We start from the raw sequence: 17,888 nt of genomic DNA on the forward strand, positions 1-17,888 counted from the left end.
CTATGGTCGATGTCGGTGGTTCCGTTCAGATCTTTAGCATTGTCGCAATTGTTGTTCATGTTCTAGGAATCCTCAATGCGGGTCACGCCGTGATGACGGTGCGATCGTCGCGTGGGGCGGTGGCTTGGAGTATTTCACTCTTGACGTTTCCGTGGTTAGCGATTCCAGCCTACTGGGTTTTGGGACGCAATCGATTTTATGGCTATGCGGAAGCGCTTCATGCCGCTTATGTCGAACACAACACGCTGGCTCAACAGGTTTATCAAGAAGCTTTAGAATACAAAACGGAATTACCCAAAGAATTCGCTTCGCTGCAAAAGTTAGCAGATACGTTAACAACGATTCCATTCACAACGGGAAATCATTTTGAATTGTTGCTGAATGGAATGGAAACCTTTGCAGCAATGCTATCTGCAATTGGATCAGCAAAAGATTATATATTGCTGCAAACTTATACGTTAGATGATGATGAGATTGGGCATGAATTCTGCAAAGCCTTAATTCAGAAAGCGTCTCAGGGTGTCCGAGTGTACTTGCTCTACGATGGAATTGGCACGCGGGGATTATCTCGATCATATCTCCGATCGCTTCGTCGAGCAGGCGTGAAAGTCAAACCCTTTAGAAGCACAACAGGACGGGGAAACCGCTGGCAAATTAACTTTCGCAATCACCGCAAGATTTTGATCATCGATGGTGCGATCGGCTTTGTCGGTGGATTGAATATTGCAGATGAGTATCTCGGCTACAAACCGCCCTTAAGTCCGTGGCGCGACACGCACATGAGAGTGCAAGGAACTGCGGTGAAATGTCTACAGGGAAGTTTTTTAGGCGACTGGTTTTGGGCAACGCGAAGCCTTCCCAAAGTGCAATGGAACATTGATCCGAAACCAGAGTTTAACCAAACTGCGCTCGTATTTCCGACGGGACCTGCGGATCATGTTCCCGCTTGTACGTTGTTTTTCCTGAATGTGATCAATCAAGCAACACAACGGTTGTGGATTGCGAGTCCCTATCTTGTGCCGGATGAATCGATCGCAACCGCACTCAAACTTGCCGCGATTCGTGGAGTCGATGTGCGAATTTTGCTGCCAAATCGTCCAGATCATTTCATGGTGTATTTCTGCGCGTTTTCGTATTACAACGAGATGCAAACTGCGGGTGTGAAGATTTATCGCTATCAGCCTGGATTTATGCACCAAAAAATCATTTTGGTGGATGATGCGATCGCTGGAGTTGGCACAGTTAATTTGGATAACCGATCGTTCCAACTGAATTTTGAAGTCACCGTGTTTGTGCTGAATCAGGAGTTTGTGCGATCGGTTGAGAAAATGCTGCAAGACGATTTAGAACTCTGTCGCTTAGTTGAACCTGGAGACTATCAGAAACGTCCATTGTGGTTTCGGTTAGTGGCGCGGATTGCGCGATTATTTGCCCCGATCTTGTAATCGACCTGCTACGATCGCGATCTGCACTCTTGCTGATTGATGTGATGAAAACTCCAGAACTGCTTGCACCTGCTGGAAATTGGGAATGCGCTAAGGCTGCGATCGAGAATGGCGCAGATGCAATTTACTTTGGGTTAGATCGGTTCAATGCACGAATGCGAGCAGAAAACTTTACAGAATCGGATCTGCCAGAGTTAATGGAGTTTTTACACTGGCGCGGCGTAAAAGGTTACGTCACGCTAAATACGTTGATTTTTCAGAATGAATTAGCTGAAGCAGAACAATATTTACGATCGATTATCACTTCCGGTGTCGATGCAGTGATTGTGCAAGACATTGGAATTTGTCGCTTGATTCGCCACTTATCGCCAGATTTTCCGATTCATGGTTCGACTCAAATGACGGTGACGAGTGCAGCAGGAGTCGAGTTTGCAAAGTCACTCGGTTGTCAGTTGGTCGTATTGGCGCGGGAATGTTCGATCAAAGAAATCAACAAGATTCAAAAGCAGTTAAACGACAACAACATCACGCTACCACTTGAAGTGTTTGTACATGGTGCATTATGTGTAGCGTATTCGGGGCAGTGTTTGACCAGTGAAGCATTGGGGGGCCGATCGGCGAATCGGGGAGAATGCGCTCAAGCCTGTCGAATGCCGTATGAGTTAATTGCAGACGAGCAAACGGTAAATTTAGGCGATCGACGGTATTTGCTCAGTCCTCAAGATTTAGCCGGATTAGATGTACTGCCGGAACTGGTGCGATCGGGCGTGTCTTGTCTCAAAATCGAAGGACGGTTAAAAGCCCCTGAATATGTGGCGAATGTCACTAGAGTTTATAGAAATGCACTTGATCAAGCGATCGCTGATGTAAATGCTGAACGCTACAACTTAGAAATGGCATTTTCACGCGGATTGCATACGGGATGGTTTAACGGAATTAATAATCAAGAACTCGTCCATGCAAGATTTGGCAAGAAGCGCGGCGTTTATCTCGGTGAAGTCGTTGATATTCGCCGAGAACAGATTACGATCGCCGCACAAGCCCCAGTAAAACCCGGTGATGGCGTTGTCTTCGATGCGGGACATCCAGAAGCTAAAGAAGAAGGCGGACGGATTTATGCAGTCGATCAACACAACGGAAAAACAATTCTCACCTTCGGACGCGATCAGTTAAATTTGCGTCGCATCAGTACCGGCGATTTGATTTGGAAAACGAGCGATCCGGATCTCGATCGCCAAATTCGCCAAACTTATGCAGGCGATCAACCGAAGTTTCAGCGCCCTATTGAGATTGAAATTCATGGTGAAATCGGGCAGGCTTTGATTGCGATCGCTAGAGATTCAGTGGGACATATTACCCGCGTTGAATCCGAGATGCAATTAGTTGAAGCGCATTCAAAACCTTTAACAACAGAGCGATTACAGGAACAATTCGGACGGCTAGGAAACACACCATTCAAGCTCGGTAAATTAGAGAATCGCCTAACTGATGCCGCAATGATTCCAGTGAGTGAACTGAATCGAATGCGGCGGGAAATGGTCGATCGATTAGAACAACTCCGAATTCAGCCGAAACAATGGCAATTGGATGAGGCGCGATCGCTCAAAGACTTATTACCAAAAGCGATAATACAATCTGAAACACCAGAATTAATTGTTCTCGTCCGCAATCTTAAACAACTAGAAACCGTCTTAAAATCAGGAATTCAAACTGTTTACTGCGAATTTGAAGATCCTCGTGCTTATCGGCAAGCAGTTGAGTTAACCCGCCAATCTTCAGATGCAGAAATTTGGGTGGCACCACCGAGAATTACAAAGCCTGGTGAACAGTGGATTTTAGACCAAGTTCGCAAATCAAATGCAGACGGATACTTAATCCGCAACTATGATCACTTGAAGTACTTCAAGGACGATCGCAAAATCGGTGACTTCTCGCTCAATGTCGCTAACGTTATTACTGCCGATTACTTCAAACAATTCGGTCTAGAACGCCTCAGCGCTTCGTATGACCTCAATATCGAACAACTGACACACCTCATTAAAAGCTGTCCCTCCGATTGGCTTGAAATCACCATTCACCAACACATTCCGATGTTTCATATGGAGCATTGTGTCTTCTGTGCATTTCTCTCAGAAGGCACGGACTTCACGAACTGCGGCAGACCTTGTGAACAGCATGAAGTGAAATTGCGCGATCGTACCGGAATCGAACACATTTTACAGGCTGATGCAGGCTGCCGTAATACCGTATTCAACGGAACCGCACAAACCGGAGCAGAGTTCTTACATCACCTACAACAATGTGGCGCACAACGATTTAGAATCGAATTCCTCAACGAATCTAGTCATCAAATTACACAAACTATCGATCGCTATCGTCAACTCCTAAACGGAGAAATCACAGGCGCACAACTTTGGCGCGATCTAAAACTGCAAAATCAGCTTGGAGTTACACGCGGCACATTGGGTTGATGCAATTGATAAGTTTTCTCCAAGTCCTGAAATCTTCTGCTTCTGTCCTGTGGTAGACGGAGGATCGATCGTAAATTTCGTAAAATTGCCCCGAACGCAAATTGATTATTATGTTCGGAGGACTTATATGAAACGTTTAATGGCGCGTGTCTTTGCAGTGCTTGTGGTCGGTTTGATGGCATGGACAGGCTTCTTTATGCCTGCTTATGCAAATGTGACACTTCAACCGCCCGGAAGTGAAGAAGTCATCAGCCCAGATGGACAAGAGTATTCCAGCCGCCAAGAAGCTTACGAAAAAGCGATGGAAGCTGCAAACGATCCGAAGGGCTTAGACAAAGAATATGAGAAAGATCTCAAGATCTTCAAGAAGGAAAATCCTGATCAAGCCAACATCATCGAAAAGGCAGAAGCGGCAGTTGAGAAGGTTGTTGGTGATAAGTAATTAGATTCTGCATCAATTCTCATTGGCGATCGAGCTTTCAAACTCGATCGCTTAGCCTACTGCTTTCCACGATCGCAATCCTTCCAACACCTGATCGGTCGTCGCGGTCCATCCGACGATGCCACCTTGCGCCCGCATCATTTCTAAGGTCGCTTGCTTAAACTCAGCAAAATAGCTCTCGGTTGCATCTTCAACCAACAAACATTCATAACCACGATCGTTCGCCTCACGCATCGTCGTTTGAACACAAACTTCTGTTGTTACGCCTGCAATCAATAAATGCGTAACGTTGCGCGCAATCAAGTGCATCTCTAAATCAGTATTGTAGAACGCACCTTTTCCCGGTTTTGGAATCAAGACTTCTCCAGGCATCGGTGCAAGTTCTGGAATAATTTCATTTCCAGGTTCCCCTAAGACTAGAATTCTCCCCAATTTGCCAGAATCGCCGATCGTCAACTCTCCCCGACCGCGCTTCAACTTCGATTTGGGACAATCAGATAAGTCAGGCTGGTGCCCTTCTTGGGTATGAAAAATCGGGACATTGAAAGCGCGACAGCCTTCGAGCAAGCGTTTCACAGTCGGAACGATCGCCGTTAATCGCCCGACGTCATTTCCTAACACTTCGCCAAATCCACCCGATTCAAGAAAATCGCGCTGCATATCAATCACAATCAACGCGATTTCCGAATCGATCGGTAGCTCATACTCGTAAGGCTGTGCGGCAATAAATGTCATAGGTTCTAGAAGGGAATTCCTTGTCCCTTAGATGGTAAGGCTTTGAGATAGTGCAGAAACTCGATCAATTCATCCTCATCTAGCTCAGCACGAGTTTTTTTACCGTAAGTGTCTTGAAGATACGTGCTTCCTTGTTTCTTTGTCCAGCCAATCCGCTCAATTTCTGTACCAATTTGCGCGATCGCATCGGATAGATCGATCGGTTCTGGTGCAGGCAGTTCTGGCTCATCGTCTTCAAAATCCGACGCGAAATCGATCGTCGGGTTCGCAGGCTCACGAGTGATTTCTGGCAGTGCAGATTTAATCTCTGGCATATCTAAGCCCGGAAATGACAGCAAATCAGGAACTGGAGCCACTTCATCGATTGGTTCTTCTTTTTTCTTGCGAACCGTTTTCTTGGGAATTTCAGGAACCAACGCTTCAACGGCGGGTAATGGAAGATCGGGAATTGCCGCTGTAAAACTCGGTTCGACTTCTTTAGGAGGTTCCATCGATCGCGCCGCCACATCAAATGTAGTTGCGCCTCCGGTTGGCGAAATTCCTAGCACCTCCATTGCTCGAACCCGCGCTCGATCTTCTGCAACTTCGATTTTTTCAGCCGCCGCCATTCCGGTAGCCATCGTCGTGGTTCCAACCTGGACGATGGCTCTGACCACAAACTGTCCATCATGAATTTGAACCAGTTCCGAAATCAGCGCTCCTTGCGGAAAGCGGCTTCTGAGTTGGGCAAATAAGCTGTGCCCTTGAGAATATTGTGCGATCTGGTCGTCAGCAGAAGAAAACATAGCGGAATTTGTCGAAATAAGGTTCGCGATCATCTTTATTTTAGAAGGGAAACAATATAGGCGCTTTGATCGGGAAGTCTATAGGTTACAGGATGATCTGAAAATTCGATCGCTCTAAAATAAAAAAGAATTGAAACGTTTTGTACAGCACCTGACATCTAAAAATTCTATTGTTATAGTGAAGCCTTCAGCTGACCGCTTTTCCCCAGATTTCTTTGACAATTCAATGTTTTACAAAAACGTGCCAGAGGGTCAAGAACCGATTCGGGTTCACTTCGAGCGCCAGATTAAACGCATCCAACGCGATGTATTGCGGATGGGAGCATTGGTCGAACGATCGTGCTGTCTCGCTCGCGAAGCCCTATTCGATCGCAATCTCGCTGCCGCTGACCAAATTCGCAAACTCGATAAGAAAATCGATCGTCTCTACAAACAGATCGAACTCGATTGCGTCAATCTAATCGCGCTGCAATCCCCGGTGGCTCAAGATCTAAGGCTACTCAGCGCTTTGATGCAGCTTGTCCGCGACCTAGAGCGAATTGGCGACTATGCTCAGAATTTAGGCGATGTCGCAGTGCAGTTGTTTCCGTATCCTGAATCGCCGCACCTGGGTAAAATTCAGCAGATGTTCGATCGCTGTCGGGCAATGTTAGCCCTTAGTTTAGAGTCGCTGTCCGATCTCAACGCTGAATTGGGTTTAGATGTGCGTCAGCGTGATGATGTCGTGGATTCAGACTACGAAACGCTTTATAACTTATTGGCGCGTCAGAAAGATGTAAAGGGCATGATCGAACCGATCGTGCTGCAAGTGCTGATCATTCGCCACTTAGAGCGCATGGCAGATCATGCGGCAAATATCGGTAAGCGAGTGGCGTACATTGTCACGGGCAAACGCTAATTTTTTCCGGGCGATTCTATCTAATCAAACAATCGCCCGATGCAAACAATCTGGTTTTACGCTTTTGCGAGTGCAGGTTCACGCATCAGGGGTGCAATTGCATCGATCGCAGTTGCACCATAGACTTCGCAAGAGTTATTCGGACTCTCGATTAATTTCACTTTGTACAACTGTGCCCCGATTTGACAAATCGGCTCCTCAAGCAAGTCGCGAATGTGAACGGCGATGTTTTCTGCGGTGGGCACAACTTTCTCAAAATAAGGGATATCTTTGTTTAAGAAAGTGTGGTCGAAAGGTTCTACAACGTAATCATCAACCGCTTTCTGGAATGCGACTAAATCTGCAATCATTCCCGTTCGCTGATCCATTTCACCTTTGATTGTGACTTCAAGGTGATAATTGTGACCGTGACCATTGGGGCGGGCGCATTTGCCGTAGATTTCGCAGTTCTGCTCAAAACTCAGATCAGGACGAGCGAGACGGTGAGCAGCGCTAAAGTGAGTGCTGATGGTGAGGTAAGCTTCCATGTTGTTTCCTAGATAATCTGCCCAGAGTTCAGGATGTTCGTAGAGTCGGATTTTGACAATCGGCAAGTGCGGTGCGAGTCGATACCAGATCGATCGAGCAATATTTTCAGTTGTGGGAAGGGTTTGCTGGAACTCTGTCCACGCGTCATTTAGATAGGAAAAGTCAAGCTGACTGGTGACTTCGCGCTTGATCACATGCTTGACATCCGACAGATTGAGTACCATGCCATATTCGTCTAGATCCCCCAGCATTGAGACGTACACGACATAGTTATGCCCATGTCCGGGAGCGCGCGTACAAGCCCCGAATCGCTCGACGTTTTCCGCCTCGCTCAGTTCTGGCAGATAGTACCGATGGCTTGCCGAAAACTGGGCGCGGCGATCGATGATACATTTCATAGAAAGGTTGGGAGTTTAAAAAACTTCATACACCTTTAGGATAAGCTCTCCCGGTTGGGAATGCGTTTAAATTTGTGGGGCGTTTAGAATCTGATTCACGCTTTGATCAAACATTGGGACGATCGACGATGGAACTTTCTCATCGCCTCTCAGCACTTGATCTTCGTATTGACCGTTTACCCAGGTACAGAGAGTAATTTGCTGTTCTTGCGGATCAATAATCCAATATTCGGGAATGCAGCGAGCGGCATACTCGGTGCGTTTGTGGCGATAATCCCGATCGCGATTCACTGTGCCGGGTGAGACGACTTCGATGACGATCGCGGGGGGCGGCATATCACGGGTGATAGTTGCTCGTGTTGCTTGGTTTAGTGCTGCCTTAGACTCCTCAGTATGAAGAATTAAATCAGGCAGTCGGCATCTGGCTTGTCTGCCGGACACTTCAATCTCAGTATCTTTGTAGGCAATCAGTCCGATCGGAAAATGCTTGAGAAGCTCAAAAAAGATGCGCTTAGCAACATCGTTATTTTGCTGTGATTCTGGCGGCATTTCGATTAGTTCTCCGTCCACGAGTTCGTATCGCGTATCTGTGCCGTCGTTGTAAGCCAGATACTCCTCAAAAGTGAGTTTTTTCGTTTGAGCCTGAGTCATGGTGTTCAAGCGCGTCGATCGGAGTTGTTTCATTCTATCTCAGCAGTTCGGCGACTTTCTCCAGTTGAGCGAATGGCGGGAGTTCCGCAGAGATGTTAGGCAGTGTGACGATCGTTTTACCCCCAAACGAATCGAGTGGATGATCAGCGCGGTTGTGAACGATGTAGCGCTGATAGACTTGCAACTGTTCGAGCGATTTGATCAGACGTTCAGTTTCGGCGAGGATGGTCGATCGGTTTTGTACAACGGCGATAAACTCTGTATGTTCAGGATTTTGCAGTTTTTTGTGGGTTTGCACAACTCGCTGACGCAAAGTTCTCAAACGGCTCATGAGTTCCGTATGTCCAGCAACATCTTGATATTTCAGCCAGAGTTTGAAAATCCAAGCTAACCAGTTTGACAAAACGGAAGGCATTTCGAGGAAGCGCAACAGGTGTCCCGTCGGAGCGGTATCCAGAATAATCAGGTCTTGAGCTTGCGAGTCTAAAAGTTCCATCACCTCAATTAGAGAGAGCATTTCTTCGATTCCGGGGAGGGCTTGCGCCATGATTTTGCGCCATGCCTCCGGAGTGTAGGCAATTTGCAGAGTTTCGTCTTGAGTTGTGCCGCTCATCATGTCGGCTAACTCCCACAGGTAGGTCGATCGAAACTCGTCGAGCATTTCACGCGCATCCATTTCCTGAGCGCTGAGGTTGGATAAGATTTCGGTGGGTTGATGTCTGAGTTGAGTGCCGAAGGCATCGCCTAATGAATGTGCTGGATCAATCGAAATCACCCGAATCTTTTTATCGGGATGCTGTTGCGCCAGATTGAGCGCGATCGCGGCTGCAACAGTTGTTTTTCCAACTCCGCCTTTACCGCCGACTAAAATCAGCTTGCGACCTTCTAGGATGAAATCTGCGAATTTAGTCGAAGGTTCAACGAAGTGAGAAGTTAAAAGTGAACCTGAAAGACCAATTTGCAAGATTAAGCGATCGATCGCGCCTGCTCCGATCGGTTCTTCGAGCTGTTGTGGAATTGTGATAATAGACCCAGGTTCAAAGCTGTATTGAAACTTCTCAATCAGCATTTCGCTCTCAGAATTAATTTGGTTGAGAAACAGTGCCCCGAATGGAACCTGTAGCGTTTCCAGAGATTTTAGAAAGCGTTCTGATTCACATAAACTCAACCATTCTGCGATCGCTACAATAAAGCAAGCAGCGCGCGATCGATCTTGCAACAATTGCCGTCCGTCTGTTAAGTCACGCTGCATCGATTCGAGAAAACGATCGACCTCGTCGGGAGTGTAGCGTCCGGTAAAGGTTTCGCTGATGGTGCGATGTTTTTGCTGAAAGAGTTCCAATGCAGATAGAAACTCTTGGAGAAAGTCCATGAGATTAAACAGCGCTAAGGTGTGACCGCTTGGAGCCATATCTACCACAATGCGATCGACGATGCGATCGTTCAGAAGCCGCTGAATTTCGAGAATTCCCATCAGTTCATCGAGTCCCGACCAGCCCAGATCCCACACCGAAGACAAATCTCCTTTCTCCGCAAAGCTGCCCCGCTCGACTAACCGTTCCAGAATCTCACCATAGTTCGCCTTAAACTCCTTCAGCAGCAGTCCCGCATCTAATGCCCTGACGCTCAAATTGGGTAAATCCTCAACCGTTTGAGCCGTATTGCTCACTTCTATTTGCAGCACATCGCCCAATGAATGCGCTGGATCAGTTGAAAGGAGCAAAATTCGCTCCTTGGGAAACTGTTTTGCCCAGTGTCGTGCAAATCCACTGGAGAGCGTCGATTTTCCCACGCCTCCCTTACCGCTAAACATTGCTAAATGTAGAGAATTAAAGGAGTTTAGAGTTTTCATCGTTCAGAAGGGCGAGTTTGGGCACAATCACTCATAGTCTTCCCCAAAACCCGACCAATCATGAGTGAGCTATTTAAAGGATTTGAGCAACTATTAGAACTTGCCAAACTGCTCGAAGAAAAAGCAGAAAAAGGTGAAATCAAAGCCAATGTGCAAGTGAATCGGGCAGCTTTTAGCAGCATTCCTCGCAATACAGGAATCGGCGTGAGCCGCCCTCAACCCGCTCAGCCTTCTGCTCCAGAGGTGGTGATTACGCCCCCACCTGCAAATCCTGTGTCGCTACAAAACATCGGGGGATTGGGTGATGTCTTGAAAGAGTTGCGGGAATTGGTCGAACTGCCGCTGAAGCGACCAGAAGTTTTAGAAAAGCTAGGGCTTGAACCTCCTCGCGGAGTCTTGCTCACAGGTTCACCTGGTACCGGAAAAACCTTGACCGCTCGATCGCTCGCTGACGAATTGGGCGTGAACTACATTGCGATCGCCGCTCCCGAAGTCATGGGCAAATATTATGGGGAAGCAGAAGCCCGACTTCGCAGCATTTTCGAGAAAGCGGCGGCTTCAGCTCCCTGCATTGTATTTATCGATGAGATTGACAGCCTTGCGCCCGATCGCGCCAAAGTCGAAGGCGAAGTCGAAAAGCGCGTTGTGGCTCAGTTGCTCACCTTAATGGATGGATTCGCGCAAACGAAAGGTGTGATTGTTCTCGCAGCAACGAATCGCCCGGATCATCTCGATCCAGCCCTACGGCGACCGGGACGCTTTGATCGCGAAATCCAATTCCGAGTGCCCGATCGCAGCGGACGCTTAGAAATTCTCAAGATTCTGACGCGATCGATGCCCCTCAATTCTGTGGATCTTGATGCGATCGCAGATCTCACGGTCGGAATGGTGGGCGCAGATCTTAAAGCAGTTTGTCAAAAAGCGGCTTATACCGCCTTGCGACGACAAGTACCTTCATTAGAAGCAGTTCCGAATGAATTGATGATCGAACAGACGGATTTTCTGCAAGCACTCAAAGAAATCAAACCCTCGGTACTGCGATCGGTTGAAGTTGAATCTCCTAACGTTTCTTGGGAGCAGATCGGCGGACTCGAAGACATCAAACGCACCTTACAAGAAGCCGTCGAAGGTGCAATGCTCTATCCTGAACTGTACCAGCGCACTGGAGCGAAAGCACCTCGCGGCATCTTACTGTGGGGACTGCCCGGAACAGGTAAAACTTTGTTAGCCAAAGCCGTTGCCTCTCAAGCCAGAGCAAACTTTATTGCGGTGAATGGTGCAGAGTTGATGAGTCGTTGGGTCGGAGCCGCAGAACAAGAAGTTCGCGATTTATTCAGCAAAGCGCGTCAAGCTTCGCCCTGCGTCGTGTTCATTGATGAAATTGATACGTTAGCACCTGTGCGTGGTAAGTTTAGCGGCGATTCGGGGGTGAGCGATCGCGTCGTCGGTCAACTCCTGACTGAACTCGACGGATTACAAGACTGTGGCACAGTGCTATTAATCGGAGCAACGAATCGCCCCGATGAACTCGATCCAGCTTTACTTCGGGCAGGACGATTAGATTTACAGATTCAAGTGTCTCTGCCGGATCAATCCAGTCGTTTGGAAATTCTCCGAGTGCATAATGCCGATCGACCTTTAGCCGAGGTTGATCTAGACGTGATCGCCCATTCAACCGAAGGCTGGAACGGTGCAGACTTGGCGCTTTTGAGTAATCAAGCCGCGCTGCAAGCTGTTCGACGCTATCGCGCTTTAGGCATGAGCGAACCGACTGACTTACAGATTACCGGAGAAGACTTCGCGATCGCCTATCAAGCCTTACTCAGTCAGCGACGTTAGCGGAGTCTGTCTTCTGGTTTACCAAGTTATCTCGATCGGAAGAATCTTACAAAGGTCGATCGAGCTATCGTCTAAACCAGAAATGAATTCAGAGTAAACACCTATGACAAATAATCCAGACTTATCCTCCCCTGAAACCGCTCAACCTGGAAGAGGTGCAGCAGGAAACGATCATTGGGCTGTTCAAACCGCACAGCCGACTGATGTCAATGCTCCGGATGAACGCATTCCCTCTGGGGTCAATGTTGAAAAGAACATTCATCAGCTTGAAGAAGCAGTCGAAGCAGAATCTGACACAGATCTAAAGACAACCGATGGCTATGTAATCACTGAGTCTGGTCAGATCAACAATTTTGCAGTTGAACCCCCGATGTACTACGAAGATAACAACGGTAATCGCGTCGATTTACCAAGCTAGTTGCTTCGTTTGAAGTGCAGTAACCAGAAGTGCAATAACTAATCGGCGGTGAGAGGCAGAATGAATCCAAGCCTTCGCCGCTTTCGGTTGGTCAATTTTCTACAGGCTGCAGTGTTGTAGAGCTAATTTGGCATCAATGTTAATACTCTAGGTTTATTCCTTAGAGCGACGAGTATCAATTAATGTCCAGTGTTGCTGAATTTAGAGCCTGCTTAAAATTACTGACTGTCTTCATAGAAACACAAGCAATTTAATATTTTTGCTGAAGCATTGTTTCTCTCCAGACTAGATGCGACACGACGGCTACCGCTGTTTGGGTTTGTCATTCTCAACGTTAAAAATTCCCCTAATCTTCGTATGTATTCTCCTCAATCGTTTGATGGGCAAAAAGTTTTAGTAACTGGCGCAACGGGTTTCATAGGCTCTCATCTTTGCCAGCGCTTGATTCACTGTGATGCCACTGTATATGGCGTGTCTCGCTATAAGCAATTCTCTGAAGATGGTTCGATTCAATGGTTACAGGCAGATGTCAGAAACTTTGATGAAATGCAGCAGATTTTTACGAGCATTAAGCCCGATATTGTCTTTCACTTAGCGAGCTATGTTTCGGGTTCACGCAGTATCGATGCTGTGCGATCGACTCTCGAAAACAATCTCCTCAGCACCGTGAATCTATTAACCCTAATGGCGGAAGCCGGCGGACGCAGAATCATTTTGGCAGGGTCACTGGAAGAACCAGATGTAGGCGATGCTCCGATTCCTTCATCACCCTATGCCGCAGCGAAATGGTCGAGTAGCGCTTATGCGCAAATGTTCTATCAGCTTTACCAAGTGCCGATCGTCAATGCGCGAATTTTCATGGTGTACGGCCCTGCTCAAAAAGACATCAAAAAGTTAATTCCCTATGTGACGCTTTCGATGCTGGAAGGAAAAGCACCCGAACTCAGCAGCGGTCAGCGACAAATCGACTGGATTTATGTCGAGGATCTCGTCGATGGCTTGATTGCAACCGCCCAAGCGCCCGGTGTCGAAGGCTGTACATTCGAGCTAGGGTCAAGCACCTTAACCCCAATTTCAACCCTTGTCGAGCAGATTAATCAATTAATTAATCCCAGCATTCGACCTCAATTTGGAGCATTACCCGATCGACCGATGGAACAAGTCCGGGCAGCAAAGATTGCACAATCAATATCAAAGCTAGGCTGGAAGCCAAAAACCTCTCTACAGCAAGGTTTGAGAAGAACTGTCGAATGGTATACCGCCCATCGGGATCTATACGTCCTCTAATCGTGTAATTCTGCCACAATGAGATCAGCACCTTGAAGATTTGTGAAAATTATGAGTTTCAGCCTACAGCAGATTTCCCAACACCTCGAAAGCACCTCCAGTCGCGATCGCATGATTGCTTTAGCGAACCTGCGAGAAGTCCCTGCAGAAGATGCCGTACCGCTGATCAAAAAGGTGCTGAACGACGAGAGTTTACAAATTCGATCGATGGCAGTCTTTGCGCTGGGAATTAAGCAAACTGACGAATGCTTTCCAATCTTGCTTAATATTCTTGAAACCGAGAAAGATTATGGCATTCGCGCAGATGCCGCAGGTGCTTTAGGATATCTCGAAGATATCAGAGCCTTCGAGCCGTTAGTGCGTGCCTTTTATGAGGATACAGATTGGCTGGTGCGCTTTAGTGCGGCGGTGGCGCTGGGAAACCTGAAAGATTCACGAGCGCGGGAAGTGCTCTTGCAGGCATTAGACAGCGAAGAAGTAGTGGTGCAACAAGCTGCGATCGCGGCGTTGGGAGAAATTAAAGCCGTCGATACCGTCGATGCGATCCTGCGATTCGCCCAGTCCGAAGATTGGCTTGTGCGGCAGCGGCTTGCAGAAGCATTAGGCAACCTGCCGAGCGAAAAGAGCCGTTCTGCTCTGCGCTATTTGGAGAAAGACAATAATTCCAACGTGGCAGAATCGGCGCGGCTTGCCTTAAAGCGATTGAGCGAGTCTGAAGCGGTTTAACCGGATCAGGCAGGGGCTAGGGAGAAAAGATTGACAAGCTTCCCTTCAATTGTGTAAGTTGCATGACTTAGGGATGCCAGTCCGATCGAGTACATCTAATAACTGACCCTAACCCCATCTTCATCATGAAATTGTCGCTTTGGACACGCCTTTCGAGCTTTTCTAAACGAATTGCTCCTCGATCGCACTGGAAACGATTCGCGCTTTTTGGTTTGTCCCTCGCTGCAACCGTGACGATTGGGGCTTGCGCTGGAATGATTCCGACTCAAATGGCAACGATCGCGCCGCCAACCTTGATGGAGGTGATTGAAAAGCCACCAACGCTGAAATCGAGCCTTAACGTTGCGATCGCTCCAATTTGTACGCAAGGGGCGCAGATTGGCTATCAAGCTTCGACTTCGATTCCTCAAGATTTCAAGCCTGTCACGTTTAACGCTGAATCGAAGCAGTTCGCTGAAGCCTGGAAAGCCGAGTTTGCAGAAGCACCCTTTCCGCAAATTAATGTGCGGGCGCGATTGGCAAAGGTGCCGATCATGATGTATCACGACATTGTGGCGCAGAAAGAAGTGTTCTTTGATGTCACGCCCGAAGAGTTTGAGGCGCACTTAAAGCTGATCCAGAAAAATAATCTCACTCCGATTAGCTTTGATCAGCTTGTTGAGCATCTGAAGACGGGAATCCCGCTGCCTGCAAAACCGATCGTGCTCACCTTTGATGATGGATATTTAGGTCACTACAAGTTTGTCTATCCCTTGCTGAAAAAGTACGGCTACCCCGCAGCATTCGCGATCTATCCTGCCAAAATCGACAAGCCTAGAGGTCGTCCCGGCATGACCTGGGAGCAAATCAAGGAGATGTCGGCTGATCCTTTGGTAACGATCGCTTCGCATAGTGTGAATCATCCGCGTGATCTACGCGAAATCAAGGAGGATGCCAAGTTAGCGTTTGAAATGACCGAATCGAAGCGGGCGCTAGAGGAAAAACTCGGCATTCCGATTAAGTATTTTGTCTATCCCGAAGGCAAGAACGATGAGCGGGTGCAGCAAGCGGCGATCGCGGCCGGCTATCAAGCAGCTTGGACAATGAGCGATGAGGCAAACCTTTTTGCCGCTGAATCCGAAAACCTATTTAACGTCTCGCGAATTGGACAATCTCAGATCGAGAAAGTGATCGAGGCAGCAAACGGTGGCCCACCCGTGGCGTTGATTAAAGATGGACTGAACTTTAGTGCGCCTGTGGAGTTGATTAAAACTACGGTCAACAAAGTGCCCCTGATTATGGCGGCAGGTGGAAAGCCAACTACAATTCATGCAGACAGCCGTTACCAGGTTGGAGAAATCATGAAAGGCACTCCGGCGATCGCGGGTGTTGATGGTGGCTTCTTTTCATTAGAGGCGCTGAACTCGAATAAGATGATTGGCCCTGTGATGAGTTCTCAAGCTGGAACGTTCGTGCCCGCACCTCAAGGGACGCTGACAAAGCTGGAAGGACGACCGCTCGTTTTGATTAGCGATCGCACGATCAAATACGTTCCGTTTGACCCGCTGAAGCATAATACCCGCGAAGGCATTGCCTCTGAATTAGACGGGGTTCAAGATGCGTTTGTGGCTGGGGCATGGTTGGTGAAAGATGGGCAACCGCAATCTGCTGAAACTTTCCGGGGGCTGTTTGGTTTTGATGCAGAGCGCGATCGAGCGTTTTGGGGAATTGATCAAGCCGATCGTCCGTTAGTTGGAGTTTCGGGCGATTACGTCAACTCGGTGGCGCTGGGTGAAGCGCTGGCAAAAGCGGGACTCAAAGAAGCGGTAATGTTGGATTCTGGGGCGAGTGCATCACTGGTGTACAAGGGTGAATCGATGATGAGTTATACGCCGCGTCCGGTGCCGCATATTGTGGCGCTGATGCCGCCTGTGCAGACCGATTCCTCATCTTGTAAGACTGCTGCAAATCCGTAAGTAAAGGTAGCGCGATCGGTGCGATCGCGCTCCATTCATCTTTAAAGCACTAACTTGCGGAATTTTTACGAAATACAATCCAATACAGATCTGGCAAAAAGCACAGAAAACTCACAGCTAACGTCAGAAACAAAGCAATCTGTTGCAGGGCTAGATTATTAAGCGCGTAATGTACGCCAATGCCATGCGGCTTCACAGAAATGCGAGATTGAAGAGTCAGCGGTGGCTGTCTTGGATATGTGATCGAAAAGTTGAGTGAGTGCGGTTGATCGAGCACAAAATTTGCAAGCTCGAAACTCATGCTGACTGCGTTGCCTTGATCCTTGCACGAGACACGAAAATCAGTGAGTTTTCCGCCGTCTACGGGCTTGCTGTCTCTCGCGAGCGTCCTCGGAAATAGCTTCCTTACTAAGGGAATGTTGCCCTATTTCGGTCGCGTACCGAAACAATCGCGCTTGTTGAAGCAAACTGAGGATAAGTCTTCGTTGGAGACTCAAGTTATTCTCTATCGAGATCGTACTTCTGACACTCGCACAATCTCAGTTTGATCGTTCAGGCTTAAATCGAGTTCCAAAGAACAAGCAGGAATTTTAGGCTACGCCATAGCCTGTATCGGGTCTAGCATAAGCAGGTTGCAGCCCCAAAACGATATCCTCTCGCGCTACCCCCATTTTTACAAGCTCCTGAGCAATCAATTGATCCGTTTGATTGCGCTGAATCCAAATCTTGCCGTTTTTTATATCCAAGTGCATGAGACAGCTATAAAATCGCCGTTGTCCTTGCCAGCCTAAACTCACCAGTTGATAGTGATCATGCTCAGAATCGCAAACAACCTGCGTTTCTAGTTGATCATCGCGATTTTCCTCAGCCGCATAACGTTCCAACAGCGATCGGATTGCCTGCCGATATTGGTCTATTCGTTCCATCGCACAATGACCTCTGCTAACGGATCGTATACCAACAATTTAACTCCATACTTTCGCACAGAAGCAATCGCCAAAGGGCGCTGAAAAAACTCTTCGTAAGCAATGAGCGGAACTGCCAGGTAAAGTACGCGCTCTGGTTCTAGAGTTTCCAGGACTAATCGGTAGTTGAGAAATTGTCCCAAAGCAGCATGATAATCAAAAAGGGCTGATTCACTCAAAAAGCTTTTTATTTCAACTGCAATCTTATCAGTCCCTTTCTCTGCGGCGAGAAGCTGTTCTGCACCCAAATCAATTCTGACTTCATCTTCGTCCTCAAACTTGAGCTTGAGCGGATCATCCGTAATTGTCCATTGCTCTTTTACGAGGGCATTTCTGACTGCACTGTGATACCGATCTTTCGCGGACATTAAATTTGCATTGCGATATTTATCCGATGCTATCAAATGGCTGACGATCGAGCGGCGATTTCTTGAGAAACTCCAAACATTCCCCCCAGACTTCCGCGCAACTATGGCAGAATAGACCGGATGCA

General features: G+C 47.8%; 16 protein-coding genes. 9 read left to right on the forward strand and 7 right to left on the reverse strand.

The window, feature by feature from the left end:
• Window positions 1-2 precede the first annotated feature (2 nt).
• From cls to NC981_RS10745, 3 genes are all read left to right on the forward strand, one after another.
• Window positions 3-1,445, forward strand: a complete 1,443-nt coding sequence (gene cls, locus NC981_RS10735; RefSeq protein WP_348242828.1) for a cardiolipin synthase — start codon at window positions 3-5, stop codon at window positions 1,443-1,445.
• 44 nt (window positions 1,446-1,489) lie between these two features.
• Window positions 1,490-3,916, forward strand: coding sequence for a DUF3656 domain-containing protein (locus tag NC981_RS10740; protein WP_348243223.1), 2,427 nt, complete (start codon window positions 1,490-1,492; stop codon window positions 3,914-3,916).
• Between the two features lie 127 nt (window positions 3,917-4,043).
• Window positions 4,044-4,358: a hypothetical protein gene (locus NC981_RS10745; RefSeq protein ID WP_348242829.1), complete on the forward strand. Its 315-nt coding sequence runs from the start codon at window positions 4,044-4,046 to the stop codon at window positions 4,356-4,358.
• Window positions 4,359-4,409: 51 nt separating this feature from the next.
• Here NC981_RS10745 and NC981_RS10750 read toward each other — a convergent pair whose 3' ends face one another.
• Together NC981_RS10750 and NC981_RS10755 are read right to left on the reverse strand one after the other, a co-directional pair.
• The gene (locus NC981_RS10750) at window positions 4,410-5,093 is read right to left on the reverse strand and encodes an isochorismatase family cysteine hydrolase (protein WP_348242830.1); all 684 of its coding nucleotides are present in this window, start codon (window positions 5,091-5,093) and stop codon (window positions 4,410-4,412) included.
• Window positions 5,094-5,098: 5 nt separating this feature from the next.
• Window positions 5,099-5,878 carry a hypothetical protein gene (locus tag NC981_RS10755; protein WP_348242831.1) on the reverse strand — a complete coding sequence of 260 codons (780 nt, stop codon included), beginning with the start codon at window positions 5,876-5,878 and terminating at the stop codon, window positions 5,099-5,101.
• A 226-nt stretch (window positions 5,879-6,104) separates the two neighbouring features.
• Here NC981_RS10755 and phoU point away from each other — a divergent pair, with 226 nt between their 5' ends.
• Window positions 6,105-6,776, forward strand: a complete 672-nt coding sequence (phoU, locus tag NC981_RS10760; RefSeq protein WP_348242832.1) for a phosphate signaling complex protein PhoU — start codon at window positions 6,105-6,107, stop codon at window positions 6,774-6,776.
• Between the two features lie 56 nt (window positions 6,777-6,832).
• Here the strand turns inward: phoU and NC981_RS10765 are convergent, their stop codons facing one another.
• From NC981_RS10765 to NC981_RS10775, 3 genes are all read right to left on the reverse strand, one after another.
• Window positions 6,833-7,702: a 6-carboxytetrahydropterin synthase gene (locus NC981_RS10765; protein WP_348242833.1), complete on the reverse strand. Its 870-nt coding sequence runs from the start codon at window positions 7,700-7,702 to the stop codon at window positions 6,833-6,835.
• Between the two features lie 66 nt (window positions 7,703-7,768).
• The gene (locus NC981_RS10770) at window positions 7,769-8,386 is read right to left on the reverse strand and encodes a Uma2 family endonuclease (RefSeq protein WP_348242834.1); all 618 of its coding nucleotides are present in this window, start codon (window positions 8,384-8,386) and stop codon (window positions 7,769-7,771) included.
• Between the two features lies 1 nt (window position 8,387).
• On the reverse strand, window positions 8,388-10,205 hold the full coding sequence (locus tag NC981_RS10775) for a TRC40/GET3/ArsA family transport-energizing ATPase (protein WP_348242835.1): 1,818 nt from the start codon (window positions 10,203-10,205) through the stop codon (window positions 8,388-8,390).
• A 60-nt stretch (window positions 10,206-10,265) separates the two neighbouring features.
• On the opposite strand from NC981_RS10775, the gene NC981_RS10780 reads away from it, so the two are divergent.
• The 5 genes from NC981_RS10780 to NC981_RS10800 all read left to right on the forward strand — a co-directional run bounded on the left by NC981_RS10780 (window position 10,266) and on the right by NC981_RS10800 (window position 16,430).
• Window positions 10,266-12,044 (forward strand): AAA family ATPase, encoded by a 1,779-nt coding sequence (locus NC981_RS10780; RefSeq protein ID WP_348242836.1) that lies wholly within the window; start codon window positions 10,266-10,268, stop codon window positions 12,042-12,044.
• Window positions 12,045-12,147: 103 nt separating this feature from the next.
• Window positions 12,148-12,462, forward strand: coding sequence for a hypothetical protein (locus NC981_RS10785; RefSeq protein WP_348242837.1), 315 nt, complete (start codon window positions 12,148-12,150; stop codon window positions 12,460-12,462).
• Between the two features lie 357 nt (window positions 12,463-12,819).
• Window positions 12,820-13,749: an NAD-dependent epimerase/dehydratase family protein gene (locus NC981_RS10790; RefSeq protein WP_348242838.1), complete on the forward strand. Its 930-nt coding sequence runs from the start codon at window positions 12,820-12,822 to the stop codon at window positions 13,747-13,749.
• A 48-nt stretch (window positions 13,750-13,797) separates the two neighbouring features.
• Window positions 13,798-14,475: a HEAT repeat domain-containing protein gene (locus NC981_RS10795; protein WP_348243224.1), complete on the forward strand. Its 678-nt coding sequence runs from the start codon at window positions 13,798-13,800 to the stop codon at window positions 14,473-14,475.
• A gap of 125 nt (window positions 14,476-14,600) precedes the next feature.
• Entirely contained in the window at window positions 14,601-16,430 is a 1,830-nt protein-coding gene (locus NC981_RS10800; protein WP_348242839.1) for a polysaccharide deacetylase family protein, read from the forward strand.
• Window positions 16,431-17,020: 590 nt separating this feature from the next.
• Here the strand turns inward: NC981_RS10800 and NC981_RS10805 are convergent.
• The gene (locus NC981_RS10805; protein WP_348242840.1) at window positions 17,021-17,356 is read right to left on the reverse strand and encodes a XisI protein; all 336 of its coding nucleotides are present in this window, start codon (window positions 17,354-17,356) and stop codon (window positions 17,021-17,023) included.
• The gene (locus NC981_RS10810) at window positions 17,344-17,763 is read right to left on the reverse strand and encodes a XisH family protein (RefSeq protein WP_348243225.1); all 420 of its coding nucleotides are present in this window, start codon (window positions 17,761-17,763) and stop codon (window positions 17,344-17,346) included. Before NC981_RS10810 ends, NC981_RS10805 begins: the two co-directional genes overlap by 13 nt.
• Window positions 17,764-17,888 lie beyond the last annotated feature (125 nt).

This window comes from Leptolyngbya sp. DQ-M1, from assembly GCF_039962505.1.
Taxonomy (GTDB): domain Bacteria; phylum Cyanobacteriota; class Cyanobacteriia; order Leptolyngbyales; family Leptolyngbyaceae; genus Leptolyngbya.

Excerpts from the sequence above, each read along its gene's own strand:
- NC981_RS10805 (WP_348242840.1), bottom strand. The coding sequence starts at position 17,356 with ATGGAACGAATAGACCAATATCGGCAGGCAATCCGATCGCTGTTGGAA.
- NC981_RS10780 (WP_348242836.1), top strand. The coding sequence starts at position 10,266 with ATGAGTGAGCTATTTAAAGGATTTGAGCAACTATTAGAACTTGCCAAA.
- NC981_RS10755 (WP_348242831.1), bottom strand. The coding sequence starts at position 5,878 with ATGTTTTCTTCTGCTGACGACCAGATCGCACAATATTCTCAAGGGCAC.
- NC981_RS10790 (WP_348242838.1), top strand. The coding sequence starts at position 12,820 with ATGTATTCTCCTCAATCGTTTGATGGGCAAAAAGTTTTAGTAACTGGC.
- NC981_RS10750 (WP_348242830.1), bottom strand. The coding sequence starts at position 5,093 with ATGACATTTATTGCCGCACAGCCTTACGAGTATGAGCTACCGATCGAT.
- NC981_RS10800 (WP_348242839.1), top strand. The coding sequence starts at position 14,601 with ATGAAATTGTCGCTTTGGACACGCCTTTCGAGCTTTTCTAAACGAATT.
- NC981_RS10775 (WP_348242835.1), bottom strand. The coding sequence starts at position 10,205 with ATGAAAACTCTAAACTCCTTTAATTCTCTACATTTAGCAATGTTTAGC.
- NC981_RS10810 (WP_348243225.1), bottom strand. The coding sequence starts at position 17,763 with ATGTCCGCGAAAGATCGGTATCACAGTGCAGTCAGAAATGCCCTCGTA.
- phoU (WP_348242832.1), top strand. The coding sequence starts at position 6,105 with ATGTTTTACAAAAACGTGCCAGAGGGTCAAGAACCGATTCGGGTTCAC.
- NC981_RS10740 (WP_348243223.1), top strand. The coding sequence starts at position 1,490 with ATGAAAACTCCAGAACTGCTTGCACCTGCTGGAAATTGGGAATGCGCT.
- cls (WP_348242828.1), top strand. The coding sequence starts at position 3 with ATGGTCGATGTCGGTGGTTCCGTTCAGATCTTTAGCATTGTCGCAATT.
- NC981_RS10770 (WP_348242834.1), bottom strand. The coding sequence starts at position 8,386 with ATGAAACAACTCCGATCGACGCGCTTGAACACCATGACTCAGGCTCAA.
- NC981_RS10785 (WP_348242837.1), top strand. The coding sequence starts at position 12,148 with ATGACAAATAATCCAGACTTATCCTCCCCTGAAACCGCTCAACCTGGA.
- NC981_RS10745 (WP_348242829.1), top strand. The coding sequence starts at position 4,044 with ATGAAACGTTTAATGGCGCGTGTCTTTGCAGTGCTTGTGGTCGGTTTG.
- NC981_RS10765 (WP_348242833.1), bottom strand. The coding sequence starts at position 7,702 with ATGAAATGTATCATCGATCGCCGCGCCCAGTTTTCGGCAAGCCATCGG.